The 16,341-nt window shown below is 65.0% G+C and carries 8 protein-coding genes and 3 pseudogenes; 6 read left to right on the top strand and 5 right to left on the bottom strand.

Features of this window, described 5'->3' with window-relative positions:
• Positions 1-19: 19 nt before the first annotated feature.
• Positions 20-2,611: a [protein-PII] uridylyltransferase gene (locus CBP34_RS10920; RefSeq protein WP_094098042.1), complete on the bottom strand. Its 2,592-nt coding sequence runs from the start codon at positions 2,609-2,611 to the stop codon at positions 20-22.
• A 67-nt stretch (positions 2,612-2,678) separates the two neighbouring features.
• Positions 2,679-3,493: pseudogene (gene map / locus CBP34_RS10915) on the bottom strand (type I methionyl aminopeptidase).
• 201 nt (positions 3,494-3,694) lie between these two features.
• Between map and purL the strand changes: the two are divergent.
• Positions 3,695-7,714, top strand: coding sequence for a phosphoribosylformylglycinamidine synthase (gene purL / locus CBP34_RS10910; protein WP_094098041.1), 4,020 nt, complete (start codon positions 3,695-3,697; stop codon positions 7,712-7,714).
• A gap of 444 nt (positions 7,715-8,158) precedes the next feature.
• Here purL and CBP34_RS20375 read toward each other — a convergent pair.
• Positions 8,159-8,464: pseudogene (locus CBP34_RS20375) on the bottom strand (class I SAM-dependent methyltransferase); the annotation flags it as partial.
• Positions 8,465-8,895: 431 nt separating this feature from the next.
• Here CBP34_RS20375 and CBP34_RS10900 point away from each other — a divergent pair.
• The 4 genes and pseudogenes from CBP34_RS10900 to egtB all read left to right on the top strand — a co-directional run bounded on the left by CBP34_RS10900 (position 8,896) and on the right by egtB (position 13,149).
• Positions 8,896-9,885, top strand: coding sequence for a DUF808 domain-containing protein (locus CBP34_RS10900; protein WP_094098040.1), 990 nt, complete (start codon positions 8,896-8,898; stop codon positions 9,883-9,885).
• 133 nt (positions 9,886-10,018) lie between these two features.
• Positions 10,019-10,627 (top strand): OmpW/AlkL family protein, encoded by a 609-nt coding sequence (locus CBP34_RS10895; protein WP_094098039.1) that lies wholly within the window; start codon positions 10,019-10,021, stop codon positions 10,625-10,627.
• Positions 10,628-10,958: 331 nt separating this feature from the next.
• Entirely contained in the window at positions 10,959-11,876 is a 918-nt protein-coding gene (egtD, locus tag CBP34_RS10890; protein ID WP_094098038.1) for an L-histidine N(alpha)-methyltransferase, read from the top strand.
• Positions 11,877-11,902: 26 nt separating this feature from the next.
• Positions 11,903-13,149: pseudogene (egtB, locus tag CBP34_RS10885) on the top strand (ergothioneine biosynthesis protein EgtB).
• Positions 13,150-13,200: 51 nt separating this feature from the next.
• On the opposite strand, the gene CBP34_RS10880 reads toward egtB, so the two are convergent.
• The gene (locus tag CBP34_RS10880; protein WP_094099144.1) at positions 13,201-14,643 is read right to left on the bottom strand and encodes an NYN domain-containing protein; all 1,443 of its coding nucleotides are present in this window, start codon (positions 14,641-14,643) and stop codon (positions 13,201-13,203) included.
• 154 nt (positions 14,644-14,797) lie between these two features.
• Between CBP34_RS10880 and CBP34_RS10875 the strand changes: the two genes are divergently transcribed.
• The gene (locus CBP34_RS10875) at positions 14,798-15,331 is read left to right on the top strand and encodes an anti-sigma factor (RefSeq protein ID WP_094098037.1); all 534 of its coding nucleotides are present in this window, start codon (positions 14,798-14,800) and stop codon (positions 15,329-15,331) included.
• A gap of 85 nt (positions 15,332-15,416) precedes the next feature.
• On the opposite strand, the gene ygfZ is transcribed toward CBP34_RS10875, so the two are convergent.
• Positions 15,417-16,331, bottom strand: coding sequence for a CAF17-like 4Fe-4S cluster assembly/insertion protein YgfZ (ygfZ, locus tag CBP34_RS10870; RefSeq protein ID WP_094098036.1), 915 nt, complete (start codon positions 16,329-16,331; stop codon positions 15,417-15,419).
• Between the last annotated feature and the right edge of the window lie 10 nt (positions 16,332-16,341).

Raw genomic sequence — 16,341 nt, 5'->3', positions numbered from 1 at the left:
GCAGTCAGCTCACGGTTTGTCAGGCTGAAAGTGCCTGGAGCAACTCGGTTTCTATCTCGATCTGCCTGGCATTGTTCTGCAGTTCGGGGCCTTGTATCAGGAAGGTATCCTCGACGCGTTCGCCCAATGTGCTCACTTTGGCCAGCTGCACGCTGAGCTGGTGCCGGGCCAGGATGCGGGCCACCAGATAGAGCAAGCCGGCGCGGTCGCTGGCCGAGATGGCCAGCAGCCAGCGCTGGGCTTTTTCATCGGGGCGCAGCGTGACGCGGGGTGCCACCGGAAAGCTCTTGACGCGGCGCGACACGCGCTTGGCCGCGGGGTCGGGCAGCGGCCCACCGGTCTCAATGGCACGCACCAGGTCGCTTTCCACCATGTGCGTGAGTTCGCGGTAATGGCCGGGCTGGGCAGAGGCCACGACCTGGAACGTGTCGAGCGCGTGGCCATTGTTGGCGGTATGCACGCGCGCATCCAGGATGCTGAAGCCGGCACGGTCAAAGTAACCGCAGATGCGGGCAAACAGGTCCGGCTGGTCGGGTGCGTAAACCATCACCTGCAAGCCTTCGCCCGCGAGCGACTGGCGTGCACGCACCACCGGTTGGGTCGCACCCACATGGCGCGAAAGGTGGCGTGTGTGCCAGGCAATGTCGGCGGCCTCGTGGCGCATGAAATAGCTGACGTCGAGTGTGGCCCACAACGCCTTGTGGGCCTCGAAGGGCAGGGCGTTGAGGGCCAGCAGCACCAGCGCTTCACGCTTGCGGGCTTCGATTTCGGCGGCCGCGTCGGGGGCCCTGCCGCCCAGCGTGCGCAGGGTGGCGCGGTACAGGTCTTCCAGCAGCTTGCCCTTCCAGGCATTCCAGACCTTGGGGCTGGTGCCGCGGATGTCGGCCACCGTAAGCAGGTACAGCGCAGTCAGGTAGCGCTCATTGCCCACGCGGCGCGCAAAGGCTGCGATCACGTCGGGATCGCTCAGGTCTTCTTTCTGGGCGATGCGGCTCATGCCCAGGTGTTCGCGGACCAGGAACTCGATGAGCTGGGCGTCTTCTTTGTCCACGCCGTGGTGGCGGCAAAAGCGGCGCACTTCCATGGCGCCAATTTGCGAATGGTCGCCGCCGCGGCCCTTGCCGATGTCGTGGAACAGCGCGGCGATGTACAAAATCCACGGCTTGTCCCAGCCGGCGGCGAGCTGGGAGCAAAACGGGTACTCATGGGCATGCTCGGCCATGAAGAAGCGGCGCATGTTGCGCAGCACCATGAGGATGTGCTGGTCTACGGTGTAGACGTGGAACAGGTCGTGCTGCATCTGCCCGACGATGCCTCGAAATGCCCACAGGTAACGCCCCAGCACCGACGTCTGGTTCATGAGCCGCATGGCATGTGTGATGCCCGAGGGCTGCTGCAGGATGCGCATGAAGGCGGCGCGGTTGACCGGGTCGCGCCGGAAGGCGCCGTCCATCACGCCACGTGCGTTGTACAGCGCACGCAGGGTGCGCGCCGAAAGATCCTTGAGCCCGACGCTGGTCTGGTAGAGCAGGAAGGTTTCCAGGATTGCGTGCGGATCACGCTCATACAGGTCGTCGCTGGCCACCTCGATGAGCCCGGCTTTTTCGAAAAACCGCGCATTGATAGGGCGCGGCGCGTGGGTCGAGGGATTCAGGCGCTCTTCGATGTTCAGCAGCAGAATCTGGGTGAGTTGCGACACCGCCTTGGCCGCCCAGTAGTAGCGGCGCATCAGGGCTTCGCTGGCGCGCATGGGCAGGCCCGTGCCATCGGGCGCTTGCGAACGGTAGCCAAATGATTCAGCCACGGCCGTCTGCAGGTCGAACACCAGCCGGTCTTCATGGCGCCCGGCAATGGCATGCAGGCGCGCGCGCACCAGGCACAGCAGGGCCTCGTTGCGCTCAATCTGGCGCAGTTCGAACGCTGTGGCAAGGCCGCTGGCCGCCAGTTCTTTCCAGGTGTTGCCCAGGCCGGCGGCGCTTGCCACCCACAAAATCATCTGCAGGTCGCGCAAACCCCCGGGCGACTCCTTGCAATTGGGTTCCAGCGCGTACGGCGTGTTTTCGTACTTGGTATGCCGCTGGCGCATCTCCAGTGTCTTGGCCACCAGAAAAGCCTGCGGGTTCATCTGTGCGCGGTATTGCTGCTGGAACTGCGCAAACAGCGCCGGGCTGCCGCAGACCAAGCGAGCCTCCAGCAACGATGTCTGCACCGTCACATCCTGCGCCGCTTCGGCCAGACATTCCGCTACGGTGCGCACGCTGGAGCCAATTTCCAGGCCTGCATCCCAGCAGCTGCCAATGAAGCTCTCCAGCCGGGTGCGCAACTCGCACCCCGACTCTGTCGTGCAGCCTTCGGGCAGCAGCAACAGCACATCGACATCGGAGTAAGGAAACAGCTGGTCACGCCCGAAGCCACCCACGGCCACCAGGGCCAGGTCGGCGGGCAGCATGGCGCGCTGCCACAGCGTCTGCAGCAACCCGCCCGCGAGGGTGGATAGCTTGCGCAACATCAGGCGGATGCCGCGGGTCGAGGCGCCGGTGGCCTGCATGGAGGCGAGCAGGGCCGCCTTGTCGCGGCGGTAGGTGTCCCGCAGGGCGTGTATTTCGGTCATGGGCAGGGGAAATGAAGAAAGCGGTGGGCCATGACCTGTGCAAGCAAGAGTTGTGCTCGCGGGTGCTTCAGGTGCTTGTGGCGGTCACAAACGCTGGCAGCGGGGGGAGCCAGCGGAAAGCGTCATTACCTCGTAGCCTGTTTCGGTAACCAGCACCGTGTGCTCCCATTGGGCCGACAGGCTGTGGTCCTTGGTGACGATGGTCCAGCCGTCGTTGCCGAACTCCTTGATCTCGCGCCGGCCCGCATTGATCATGGGCTCGATGGTGAACACCATGCCGGGCTTGAGTTCTTCCAGCGTGCCGGGGCGGCCGTAGTGCAGCACCTGGGGTTCTTCGTGGAACACCTTGCCGATGCCGTGGCCGCAGAACTCGCGCACCACCGAGAAGCCATGCCCTTCGGCAAATTTCTGGATGGCGTGGCCGATGTCGCCCAGGTGCGCGCCGGGGCGCACTTGCTGGATGCCCAGCCACATCGCGTCATAGGTGAGCGCAGACAGGCGTTTGGCGGCAATCGAGCACTCGCCGATCAGGTACATGCGGCTGTTGTCGCCATACCAGCCGTCCTTGGTGATCACGGTGACGTCCACATTGACGATATCGCCCTTCTTGAGCGGCTTGTCGTTGGGGATGCCGTGGCACACCACATGGTTGACCGAGGTGCACAGCGCGCCAGGGTAGGGCGGGTAGCCCGGTGGCTGGTAACCCACGGTGGCGGAAATGGTGCCTTGTGCAGCCATGCATTCGGCCCCCAGGCGGTCGATTTCCTTGGTGGTGATGCCGGGTTTGATGTGCGGTGCGATGTAGTCCAGCACTTCAGAGGCCAGGCGGCAGGCGAGGCGCATGCCGGCGATGTCCTCTGCGGTTTTGATGGTGATACTCATGCCGCAATTATCCCATCGCCCCTCAAGCCTTGCCGGGCAAGGGCATGGCTGTGCGCCGCTCCCGGTAAAATGGCGGGTTGCGCTACAAGCTCCCTAGCGTCATCAGGCCGGGCCGCAACCACCTTTGCAGGAGGGGCGAGCCCGGTGATGCAGGAGGTTCGGCGCGCCTTACCCCTCTCATATTCCGAACAGGCCGCTACCGTGACCTTGCACATGACCACGCTGGCGGGCGGCAACGCCCTCAGCAACTTCCGCGCCCAGCAACTTCAACCTGCCCTGGAGGCTATCCACCCCAAGATCAGTGGCATTGCAGCGCGATTCGTGCACCTGGTCGCCACCGATGCGGCCCCTACACCCACGGAGCAAGAACGCCTGGCCGCGCTGTTGACCTACGGCGACCCGTACGCTGGCCCCGAAGACGGCGCGATGCTCATCGTCACGCCGCGTCTGGGCACCCTGTCGCCTTGGGCATCCAAGGCCACTGACATTGCGCGCAACTGTGGCCTGGCCATTCGCCGGGTCGAGCGCATCACCGAATACCGCATCAGCCTCAAGGCCGGTCTGCTGGGCAAGACGCCCGAGCTGACCGCCGGGCAACTGGCCCAGGTGGCAGCCTTGTTGCATGACCGCATGACCGAGTCGGTCGTGGCCGATCGCGCAGGCGCTGCAGCACTGTTCACCGAGCTGCAGCCCGCGCCCATGGAGCATGTGGATGTGCTGGCCGGTGGCCCTGAACAGGGCAGGAAGGCGCTGGAGGCCGCCAACACCCGCTTTGGCCTGGCGCTGGCCGATGATGAAATCGACTACCTCGTGACCGCCTTCACCGGACTCAAGCGCAACCCCACCGACGTGGAGCTGATGATGTTTGCCCAGGCCAATAGCGAGCACTGCCGCCACAAGATCTTCAACGCCCAGTTCACCATCGACGGCGTGGCGCAGGACAAGAGCCTGTTTGGCATGATCCGCAACACGCACCAGCTGGCACCGCAGCACACCGTGGTGGCGTATTCGGACAACGCCTCGGTCATGGAGGGCCACCAGGTCGAGCGATTTGTGGCAAAAATGGCCGCTGGCGCTTATGTATTAAGCGCGAGCAGCTATGAAAAGAGTAGTGCAACGCACCATGTGCTGATGAAGGTGGAAACGCACAACCACCCCACGGCGATCTCGCCGTTTCCGGGCGCCTCCACCGGTGCGGGCGGCGAAATCCGTGACGAGGGCGCCACCGGGCGCGGCTCCAAGCCCAAGGCCGGCATGACGGGGTTCACGGTGTCCAAGCTCTGGGGCAGCACGCTGGGCAAGCCCGAGCACATCGCCAGCCCCTTGCAGATCATGGTGGAAGGCCCGCTGGGTGGGGCCGCGTTCAACAACGAGTTCGGCCGGCCCAACCTGCTGGGCTACTTCCGCGAGTACGAGCAAACCGTGGCGGGCGTGGACCGGGGCTACCACAAGCCCATCATGATCGCGGGCGGCCTGGGCGTTATTGACGCCCAGCTCACCCAGAAGATCGAATTCCCCGCGGGTTCGCTGCTGATCCAGCTGGGCGGCCCGGGCATGCGCATCGGCATGGGCGGCAGTGCGGCCAGTTCCATGGCCACCGGTACCAATGCGGCCGAGCTCGACTTCGACTCGGTGCAGCGCGGTAATCCCGAGATCGAGCGCCGTGCGCAAGAGGTCATCAACCACTGCTGGGCGCAAGGCGCGGCCAACCCCATCCTCGCCATCCACGACGTGGGTGCGGGCGGCTTGAGCAATGCATTCCCCGAGCTGACCAACGACGCAGGCCGTGGCGCGCGCTTTGATCTGCGCGCCGTGCAGCTCGAAGAATCGGGCATGGCGCCCAAGGAAATCTGGAGCAACGAGAGCCAGGAACGCTACGTGCTGGCCATTGCGCCCGAGTCGCTGCCTTTGTTCAAAGCCTTCTGCGAGCGCGAGCGCTGCCCGTTTGCCGTGATCGGCACGGCCACCGAAGAACGCCAGCTGGTGCTGCACGACAGTGCTGCCACGGCCGACGACCAGAAGCTGCCCGTGGACATGCCCATGAACGTGCTGCTGGGCAAGCCGCCCAAGATGCACCGCGATGTGACCACCGTGCAGCGCAGCTTCGCGCCCATGGACTTGACCGGCGTTCCGCTGCAAAAGGCCGTGATCGACGTGCTGGCCCACCCCACGGTGGCTTCCAAGCGCTTTCTGATCACCATTGGCGACCGCACCGTGGGTGGCCTGAGCCATCGCGATCAGATGGTGGGCCCCTGGCAGGTGCCCGTGGCCGATTGCGCTGTCACGCTGGCCGATTTCAAGGGCTTCGCTGGCGAGGCCATGAGCATGGGCGAACGCACGCCGCTGGCGGCTATCAACGCCCCGGCATCGGGCCGCATGGCGGTGGCCGAGGCCATCACCAACCTGCTGGCCGCACCCATCGAGCTGCCGCGCGTCAAGCTCAGCGCCAACTGGATGGCTGCGTGTGGCGAGCCCGGCGAGGATGCCGACCTGTACGCCACCGTGAAGGCTGTGGGCATGGAGCTGTGCCCGGCGCTGGGCATCTCGATCCCCGTGGGCAAGGACAGCCTGTCGATGCGCACGCAATGGCAGGATGGCGGCGACAGGAAAAAGGTCACTTCGCCGGTCAGCCTGATCGTGAGCGCCTTTGCATCGCTGGCCGATGTGCGCGGCACGCTCACCCCCCAGCTCAACGCCACGGAAGACGACACCACCCTGGTGCTGGTGGACCTGGGCAAGGGCCAAAGCCGCATGGGCGGCAGCATCCTGGGCCAGACGCTTGAGCAAAGCGGCGATGTGGCGCCAGACCTGGACGACCCCCAGGACCTGGTCAACCTCGTTAACGCCGTGAACGCGCTGCGCGCCAAGGGCCAGATCCTGGCCTACCACGACCGCAGCGACGGTGGTCTGCTGGCCGCCGTGGCCGAAATGGCCTTTGCCGGCCATGTGGGTGTGGCCCTGAACGTGGACATGCTTGTCACCGAAGGCGACGGGATCAGCGACAGCCGCATGGAAACCGGCGACGCCAAGAACTGGGCGCAGCAGGTGAGTGCGCGCCGCGAAGAACTGACGCTCAAGGCCCTGTTTAATGAAGAACTGGGCGTGGTGCTGCAGGTGCGCACGGCAGAGCGCAACGAGGTGATGCAGACCCTGCGCGAGCATGGCCTGTCGAAGTTCAGCCATTTCATCGGCAAGACGCGCCCCGTGTCCTCCAGCATTGATGCTGGCAAGGGCCAGTTGCAGGTGTGGCGCGATGCCAAGGCCGTGTTCAGCGCTCCGCTGGCCGACCTGCACCAGGTGTGGGATGCCGTGAGCTGGAAGATCTGCCAGCAGCGCGACAACCCCGACAACGCCGACGCTGAGCACGCCGCAGCGGGCGAGCCCACCGACCCCGGCATGCAGCTGCATCTCACGTTCGATACGTCCGACAATGTGGCGGCGCCGTTCCTGAACCTCTCGCGCCCCAAGGTCGCCATCCTGCGCGAGCAGGGCGTCAATTCGCATGTGGAGATGGCCTACGCCTTCACCGAAGCGGGCTTTGAGGCGTTTGACGTGCACATGACCGACCTGCAGACCGGCCGCGCCAGGCTTGAAGACTTCCAGGGCGTGGTGGCTTGTGGTGGCTTCAGCTACGGCGACACGCTGGGCGCGGGCATTGGCTGGGCACGCTCCATCACCTTCAACCCGGTGCTGGCCGCGCAGTTCCAGGGCTTCTTTGGCCGCACCGACACGTTTGGCCTGGGCGTGTGCAATGGCTGCCAGATGTTTGCCGAGCTGGCTGACATCATCCCCGGCGCGCAAGACTGGCCACGCTTCACCACCAACCAGAGCGAGCGCTTCGAGGCCCGCCTGTCGCTGGTGGAAGTGCTCGAATCGCCCAGCCTGTTCCTGCAAGGCATGGCCGGCAGCCGCCTGCCGATTGCCGTGGCGCATGGCGAGGGCTATGCCAACTTCAAATACCGTGGCAACGCAGACAAGGCCATTGCGTCCATGCGTTTTGTGGACAACCACGGCGCGGCCACCGAGCAGTACCCGTTCAACCCCAACGGCAGCGCCGGCGGCCTGACCGCCGTGACCACGGCCGACGGCCGTTTCACGGCCATGATGCCGCACCCCGAGCGTGTGTTCCGCAACGTGCAGATGAGCTGGACCAGCGGTGACATCAGTGCGCTGAGCCCCTGGATGCGCATCTGGCGTAACGCCCGCAAGTGGGTGGGTTAATCGTTTCCTGACCGGCCGGGCTGCGCGGCCCGTGCCATGCGAAAAGGCTGGGCCCTTGTGGCTTGGCCTTTTCGCTTTTGGGGCGCCTTTGTCACGTCGGTTTGCATCCTGGCGGCCATGTATTGCGCTGCGCGCCACCCGCAACCCCTGAAACCGGCGCTGCCCTGGCCAGTGCCATCGTGGAACCTTTGCCAGGCCACCGGCGGCGTCCCCCCTCAGGGGGAAGCCGCGCAGCGGCTCAGGGGGGCAACCCGTTCTCTGGTACACCAGCAGGCGCCCCTTGTAGGCTGGCAGATCGCCGCGCACCGGGTGGTCCAGCCGTTCCTCGGTCACTTCGAAGCCGTAGGCTGCCATCTGTTTGTGGAATGCCGAGCGGTTGCCGCGATTGGGGTCCACGATCCAGATCTGTGCACCCGCACCAGCATGGCGGTCGATGAAGCCCGCCAGGGTGGCGCGCGCATCGCGCTCATACAGCACATCGCTGCCCATGATCAGATCAAACTGCCCCTGCACGGCGCTGGCCAAGGGTGGCGGTGCGTCATCTGCGGCAGACGGGGTGCCCCACTGCCCCGTGCGGTATTTCATCGGGGGCAGGGCGTTGAGCCGCAGGTTTTCCAGCAGGAAGGGACTGGCCAGCGGGTGGCAGTCGCTGGCCGTTATATCGATGCCGCGCCGGTGGCAAACCAGGCTGGCCAGCCCCAGGCCACAGCCGATCTCCAGCACCCGCTCGTTCGTGCGCAAGGGGCGCATGGCCATGCGCGCCGCCAGCTGGGCGCCCGAAGGCCACAACAGGCCAAATATTGGCCAGGCCGCAGACGAGATGCCCAGGCGTTCTGCCACGCCCAGAGGGTCAAAGAATTGCTGGCGGTCGCGCAGCGAACGGATCAGCAGGTTGTCCACGCCCGCAATCGGGACGCTTTCCTGTTTGGTGAGATAGCCTGGCATGGTGGGGCGCGAAGCCCATGTCAGGGGACCCCGAAGTGTTGGGTGAGAGCCGTCGAGTATGCGCCCTCAGGTGCCTGCATGTTCCCCCACGGGGGCGGGCGCCTGACAGGGGGCATCGGGCGACGTGCTGCATGGGCTGCCATGGTGCGTTGCTATAGTGCAGGCCACGCTGCGGATCTGACCGTTGCAGTACACCCGCATTCGCCCGTTTTCCCCCGTTTCACCAAGGAATTTCCATGGCCGCTGGCAGCCTCCTCGCATTGTTGGACGACATTGCGACCGTTCTCGACGATGTAGCCCTCATGACCAAGGTGGCTGCCAAGAAGAGCGCTGCCATGGCCGATGACGTGTCGGTCATGACCAAGGTGGCAGCCCAAAAGACGGCGGGCGTGCTGGGTGACGATCTGGCGCTGAATGCCCAGCAGGTCACGGGCGTGCGTGCCGACCGGGAAATTCCGGTGGTCTGGGCCGTGGCCAAGGGTTCGCTGGTGAACAAGGCCATTCTGGTGCCGGCGGCGCTGCTCATCAGCGCCTTTGCGCCCTGGGCGGTGACGCCGCTGCTCATGGTGGGGGGCGCCTTCCTGTGCTACGAGGGTTTTGAAAAATTGGCCCACAAGTTTCTGCACAGCCCCCACCAGGACGAGGCCGCGCACGAAAGCCATGCCAAGGCCAACGCCAATCCGGCCGTGGACTTGGTGGCTTTTGAGAAGGACAAGATCAAGGGAGCGGTTCGCACCGATTTCATCCTGTCAGCGGAAATCATTGCCATCACCCTGGGCACGGTGGCGGGTGCGCCCTTTGTGCAGCAAGTAACCGTGCTCGTCGGCATTGCGCTGGTCATGACGCTGGGTGTTTACGGCTTTGTGGCGGGCATCGTCAAGCTCGATGACCTGGGCCTGTGGCTCAGCCAGAAGCCCGGCGCCGCAGCCCGTGCGCTGGGCGCGGGCATTGTGCGCGCCGCGCCCTGGCTGATGAAGGCGCTTTCGGTGGCGGGCACGGCAGCGATGTTTCTGGTGGGCGGCGGCATCCTGGTGCACGGGGTTCCCGCGGTGCACCATGCCGTGGAGGGCATGGGCGCGGTGGCCGCCCAGTGGCCAGTTGGCGGTCTGTGGGCGGTGCTGGTTCCCAACCTGCTGAACGCAGTAATCGGCATTGTGGCCGGTAGCCTGGTGCTGGCGGTTGTGACCTTGCTGACCCGGCTGCGCAAGGGCGGCACGGCACATTGATACCTGGGTGAGCGCCGGGCAACACACTTTGGGGTAACTACTAAGAGTTTGACCTGAGGCAAGGTTGACCATTTTGCTAACAGGCTCAATGGCGGTACGGGGGTCGTCCCCGTTCAACCGCATCGAGTTCTGTATGAAAAAAAATCTGCTGGCTGTCGCCGTTCTGTGTGCAATGACCTCTGGCGCTGCCTTTGCGCAGCAAGCCGAGAGCCCTTGGCTGGTGCGCGTGCGTGCCCTCCATCTGGACAGCGCCAACAAGGACAGCACGGGCCTGGGCCTGTCGGTCAACAACAAGACGATTCCTGAAGTTGACATCACGTACTTCTTCAACAAGAACGTCGCCGCCGAACTGGTCCTCACGGTGCCGCAAAAGCACGACGTGCGTTCCAACGGCACCAACATTGGCAGCCTCAAGCACCTGCCACCCTCGTTGCTGCTGCAATACCACTTTGACGCCCCCGGCTTCAAGCCTTACGTGGGCGCCGGTGTCAACTACACGCGCTTTTCCAGCGTGCGCTTTGACCCCGCAGTAGCCGCCGCGCTGAACCCCAGCATTGACAAGAACAGCTTTGGCGCTGCGCTGCAGATCGGCGTGGACATTCCGCTGACCAAGAACCTGTCGCTGAACTTCGACGTCAAGAAGGTTTACATCAAGACCGACGTGTTCTCTGGCGGCACCAAGGTTGGCACCTTCAAGGTGGACCCCGTGCTGGCAGGCGTTGGCCTCGGCTGGCGCTTCTGACGCCAAGGCGCTGCGCGAGCGGCGCCTTGAACAAAGACTCCAAGGTGGAATGGGCTGGCGCTTGCGCTGGCCTTTTTTTTGTGACTTCACTTAAGCGCTGGGAGCGGTTGAAGAGTTGCTATTTAAATGATAGCTATTAGCGCTTGATGGTATTGGTCTGAAGTCAAAAAAACTATGAAATAGCTGGAGAGCTATCGCGGTAGAAATCGGCCGGTGCAATACCGTGTCGGTGCATTCCTGCACTGCCCGTGGTTGCACGCTGTCACCCAGGGTGAGCGCAGTGGGGTAGCCTGTGGCATCGTTTCCTTCCTGCAGCCCGACGCCCACCGCCATGCCCCCCACCTGCCATAGCGACATCATCGACGGCCTGAACCAGCGCCCTGCGCGCATTTCACCCAAATATTTTTACGATCAGCGTGGCTCGCAACTGTTTGATGCCATCACCCGGCTGCCCGAGTACTACCCCACGCGCACCGAGAACGCCCTGATGCAGGCGCATGCGGCCGACATGGCCCACCAGCTGGGCCCGGTCCGCACCGTGATCGAACTGGGCGCAGGCAGTTGTGAAAAGGCCCGCGCGCTGTGCCACCGGGTGCGCCCTGCCTGCTTTGTGGGGGTGGATATTTCGGTCGACTATTTGCACGAGGCTGTGCGGCGGCTGCGCGCGGACATACCCGGCCTGGACGCGCGGGCGGTCGGCGGCGACATGACCCAGGGCCTTGCGTTGCCCGCTGACATTCCCCGGGCCCAGCGCCTGGTGTTCTATCCGGGCTCGTCCATCGGCAACTTTGATCCGCCCCACGCGCTCGACCTGTTGCGCCACATGCGCGCCCTGGTCGACAGCGACGGAGGCTTGCTGATCGGCATCGATCTGCCCAAGGATGTGGCGGTGCTGGAGGCTGCCTATGACGACGCAGCCGGGGTGACAGCGGCCTTCAACCGCAATGTGCTCACGCACATCAACCACCTGATTGGCAGCGACTTTGTGGAAGAACAGTGGGGCCATCGCGCCTTTTTCAACCAGGAGGATTCGCGCATCGAGATGCACCTGGAGGCCAGCGCACCCATCCGCGTGCGCTGGCCGGGCGGCGAGCGCCACTTTGCGGCGGGTGAGCGCATTCACACGGAAAACAGCTACAAATACCCCCTTGCGGTGTTCACCACCATGCTGGCCCAGGCTGGATTTTCCCGTGCGCAGGCCTGGACGGACGAGCGGGGCTGGTTTGCCGTTCTGCACGCCCGTCCTTGAACCATCTGCTGGAGTGCTGTCTGCTCATGAATTCCCTGCTTTCCCGCTACCTCGACATTCGCCGCCACACCACGGGCCTGGCCGCGCCCCTGTCACCCGAAGACTGCACCGCCCAGTCCATGCCCGACGCGAGCCCGGCCAAATGGCATCTGGCCCACACCACCTGGTTTTTTGAAACCTTTGTGCTGGAGGCGCACGAGACCGGATTTGCGCCGTTTCATCCGGCGTTCCGTGTCTTGTTCAACTCGTATTACCACGGCGTGGGCGCCCGGCACCCACGGCCGCAGCGCGGCCTGCTCACCCGCCCCGCGTTGGCCGAGGTGCTGGCCTACCGGGCCGATGTGGATGCGCGCATGGTGCGCCTGCTGCCCACGCTGGTGCACGACGCGGCGCCGTGCGCGCTGGTGGAGTTGGGCCTGCAGCACGAGCAGCAGCACCAGGAGCTGCTGCTGACCGACATCAAGCACCTGCTGTCGTGCAATCCGATGCATCCCGCCTACCACCCGGCCCAGCCCGCGGCCGCCGAACGTGAAGCTGCACAGCCACTGGTCTGGCATGCGTTTGCCGGTGGGCTTTGCGAGATGGGCCATGCGGGCGCTGGCTTTGCGTTTGACAACGAGCGCCCCCGCCACCGGGTGTATCTACAGCCCTATGCGCTGGCGTCGCGCCTCGTCACCAATGCCGAGTTTGCCGCCTTTGTGGACGATGGTGGCTACCGCAATCCGGCCCACTGGCTGGCCGAAGGCTGGGACTGGCGCGCTACCCAAGCGCTGGAGCAGCCCCTGTACTGGCAGCGTGTCGCTTCTGCCTGGCACGAGTTCAGCCTCGCCGGGCTGCGCCCCCTGCAGGCCGAGCAGCCCGTGGTGCACCTGTCGTATTTCGAGGTGGACGCTTATGCACGCTGGGCGGGGCGCGTCTGCCCACCGAGGCCGAGTGGGAGCATGCGGCAGCACCCTTGTTCTCAGGCACCGCAGGCGGCGAGGCCCGAAGCGACATCCTGCACCCCCGCGCAGCCCTGGGTGTCGGTCTGGAGCAGCTCGCGGGCGAGGTGTGGCAATGGACGCAGTCGAGCTACGCGCCATACCCCGGTTTTCGGGTGGCAGAGGGCGCTGTGGGCGAATACAACGGCAAGTTCATGGTGAACCAGTATGTGCTGCGGGGTGGCTCGTGCGCCACGCCACCCGGCCATGCGCGCGCCAGCTACCGCAATTTTTTCCCGGCCACGGCGCGCTGGCAGTTTGCGGGCGTGCGGCTGGCGAAGGACCTGGGCTGAGGCCCGTTCACGCGCGGCAGGCGCCGAGGGCCTGCACCGCGCGGGGCGGCTTCATTGGGCCCCGGTGTCTGTCGCGGGCTTGCTGCGGGCTCGGCGTGGCCGGGCTGGGGCTTTTTTGGGTTGCTCCACATCCGTTTCGGCGGCAGCCACTGGTAACGCGCTGGCGGCGTCGGCGGACGCTTGCGGCATTGTCTTCGCCTGGCGGGCTGCGGGTGGTGCGACCACTTCGACGGGTGACGACACCGCCTTGCGGCTGCGGCCACGGCCGCGCGCAGCCGCGGGTTGCGGCTCGGCAGGGGGCGCGGGTTCTGTCATCTCGGCAGGCGGCTCTGCGGCAGGGGGTTGCTGCCGGAAATAGCTGCCCATCGGCCTTTCCTGCGGCGCATCGACCGGTTCGTGCAAGCCGTGGTGGGCGTCGTTGCCGCGATGCGGTTCGTTGACGGGTACGTCGTCGTTCGCGAGATCCTCCGCGCTGGTCTGCACGGTTGGCGGCAGTTCGCGTGGAACGGATTCCGATGCGTACCGGGACCGGCCGCCGCGTCCCCGCTGGCGCGGCCCATGGCTGTCAGCACCGGGTTCTCTGCCGGATTGGGGGGCGTCGTGCCGGAAGTAGCTGGTGGCGGGCCGGTCGGCCGTCGCTTCGGGCCGCACAGGGGCAGCGCCGCCGCCAATGCCGTGGCTGCGAAACACGTAGGCGCCCGATTTTTCGTCGCGGCCAAACTCCAGCAGGCCGCGCTCCTGGGCTTCTTCCAGCAGGTTGCCAAAGGCCCGGAAGCCGTAATAGGTTTCGCTGAAATCGGGCTTGCGGCGCTTGATCGCTTCCTTGAGCACAGAAGCCCAGATCTTGCCGCTGTCGCCGCGCTCGGAGACCAATGCATCAAAGGTCTCCACGGCCAGCTCGATGCCCTGGGTGCGGCGCGACTCCTGCGCCTCCTTGCGGTTGCGCTCTTCCTCGGGCGAGCGCCGGGCCTGGGGTGGCGCATCGGCTGGCTGGCGCCGGGCTTGCGCGCGTTGGCTCTCGCGCACCAGGTCGTCGTAAAAAATGAATTCGTCGCAATTGGCAATCAGCAGGTCCGAGGTGGACTGCTTGACGCCCACGCCGATCACCTGCTTGGCGTTTTCGCGCAGCTTGGAAACCAGCGGAGAAAAGTCCGAGTCGCCGCTGATGATCACGAAAGTATTGACGTGCGACTTGGTGTAGCACAGGTCCAGCGCGTCCACCACCAGGCGGATGTCGGCCGAGTTCTTGCCCGACTGGCGTACGTGGGGAATTTCGATCAGCTCAAAATTGGCTTCATGCATGGTGGCCTTGAAGCCCTTGTAGCGGTCCCAGTCGCAATAGGCTTTCTTGACCACAATGGAGCCCTTGAGCAGAAGGCGTTCAAGAACCGGCTTGATATCGAATTTTTCGTACTTGGCGTCGCGTACTCCGAGTGCGACATTCTCGAAGTCGCAAAAAAGTGCCATGCTGATGTTGTCGGTGGGGGAGGCCATGGTGTTTCCATTCACGTTGCTGGCCGGATCATCACACGGAAACTGCGGCAGATGGCGATCGCGACCGAGGCGCCGGGCAGGCATGCCGGTACGTGCCAGCCGTTGATGGGCAAGGGCATACTCCCGATCGATTGCTGCTTCCACGGATTCCGACATGCCCGACACCCCCTCGATCACACCGCCACCCTCCGCACCGGCTCGCAGCGGAGTCAGCGCCTGGTGGCGCGCCCTGGCCATTTTTCTGATGGTGGTCCTGCTCATCGCCTGGGCAGCCAGTGCAAGCATGGTCGAACAACTCAAGGCCCAGATCGCGCACCTTCAGGCCAAGGTGACCACGGTGGCCCAGGTGCAGTACCTGTCTGTGCTGCTGGACGACAAGCAATTGCCGGCCCTGCTGGTGACGGCCGACGTGCAGGGCAGCGTGCTGCAACTGCAGCGCCTGAACGAGGTGCGCGAAGGGCGGGAGGACAGCATGCAGCTGTGGGCGCTCGATGGCGACAAACCACCGCGCTCCCTGGGCGTGATCACCAGCACCTACAAGACACTGCAACTGCCCGCTTCGGCCGCCGCATTGGCGGGGGTGCAGGAGCTGGCCATCAGCGTGGAAGACAAGGGTGGCGCCGCCCAGGGACGCGGGCCCCGGTTGCCTTACCTGTTCAGGGGCGGGCTGGTCAAGAAGGCCCTCTGAGCGCGGCGGGCAGGGCAGGGGACACGCCTGCATTGGCTCGGCCGTTGGGCGGCCCCCATGGTGTTCCCTTGTTCCCGCTATCCCCTCAAATATCCTCAAGCAACGGGTAGGGCAACGGGGCCAGAGTGATCGCGACGCCGTCAGTGGCGCCGACCTGCAGCGCGTCTTGCGTGGCGGCAATCTGCAGTGACACGATGGCATCCACCCCACCACCGGGTGCGTGTGCCACCTGCACCACGATGCCGCAGGGTTGCTCGAGGTCGCTGGCCGCAAAAACATCTGCACCTGCCGTCACATCGGCATCGGCGTGTGCAATGTAGGCGCGCCGCTTGAGCGTGCCCCGGAACTGGCTGCGGGCGACCACTTCTTGTCCGGGGTAGCAGCCCTTCTTGAAGTTCACTCCGCCTACCGATTCGTAGTTGAGCATCTGCGGCACAAACGCTTCCACCACGGGGGTGGTCAGCGTGGCGACGCCGCTGCGTACCTCGCTCCACAGCCATAGCGCCGGGTCGAGTGTCGGGCCGGCAGGGGGCGCCTCCGACACGGGGGCCACCCAGAGCGCACGGGGTTGGCCGTCAGCGGGATACAGGTGCACCACAGTGGCAGAGCCAAAATCGGCCTTGGTCCAGGCGGGCTGTGCGCTAACAGCTACTGAATTAATAGCATCTCCGACCATGCCGTACAGCGCGTAATCCGCGGTGGCGTCGGTCAACTTGGCTTTGGCGCGCAACACAAACATCGACAGGCGCTTGAGCGTGGGGGCCAGCAGGTCGCGGCTGCAGACGAGCAGCACCTCGGTCGCGCTGCGCTTGAAGCCGATGAAGCTGGCCTGCATGCGGCCCTTGGCCGACAAAAAGGCGGCCAGGCGCGCCTGGTCCATGCCGAGCAGGGCGAAATCCTGGGTCAGCTGGCCGTGCAGGAACTTGGCAGCGTCTTCGCCTTCCACGCGAATCACGCCGAGATGGGACAGGGGGGCAATGCCATTCAAGGGGTACGTCATCGCTGAATTA

Origin of the sequence: Acidovorax carolinensis, assembly GCF_002157145.1 — a bacterium.
GTDB classification, from domain to species: domain Bacteria; phylum Pseudomonadota; class Gammaproteobacteria; order Burkholderiales; family Burkholderiaceae_C; genus Acidovorax; species Acidovorax carolinensis.
This window is presented reverse-complemented; position numbering and strand designations above follow the sequence as displayed.

Coding starts and splice junctions, on each gene's coding strand:
- CBP34_RS10920 (WP_094098042.1), bottom strand. CDS start 2,611: ATGACCGAAATACACGCCCTGCGGGACACCTACCGCCGCGACAAGGCG.
- CBP34_RS10900 (WP_094098040.1), top strand. CDS start 8,896: ATGGCCGCTGGCAGCCTCCTCGCATTGTTGGACGACATTGCGACCGTT.
- CBP34_RS10895 (WP_094098039.1), top strand. CDS start 10,019: ATGAAAAAAAATCTGCTGGCTGTCGCCGTTCTGTGTGCAATGACCTCT.
- egtD (WP_094098038.1), top strand. CDS start 10,959: ATGCCCCCCACCTGCCATAGCGACATCATCGACGGCCTGAACCAGCGC.
- CBP34_RS10880 (WP_094099144.1), bottom strand. CDS start 14,643: ATGGCCTCCCCCACCGACAACATCAGCATGGCACTTTTTTGCGACTTC.
- CBP34_RS10875 (WP_094098037.1), top strand. CDS start 14,798: ATGCCCGACACCCCCTCGATCACACCGCCACCCTCCGCACCGGCTCGC.
- ygfZ (WP_094098036.1), bottom strand. CDS start 16,331: ATGACGTACCCCTTGAATGGCATTGCCCCCCTGTCCCATCTCGGCGTG.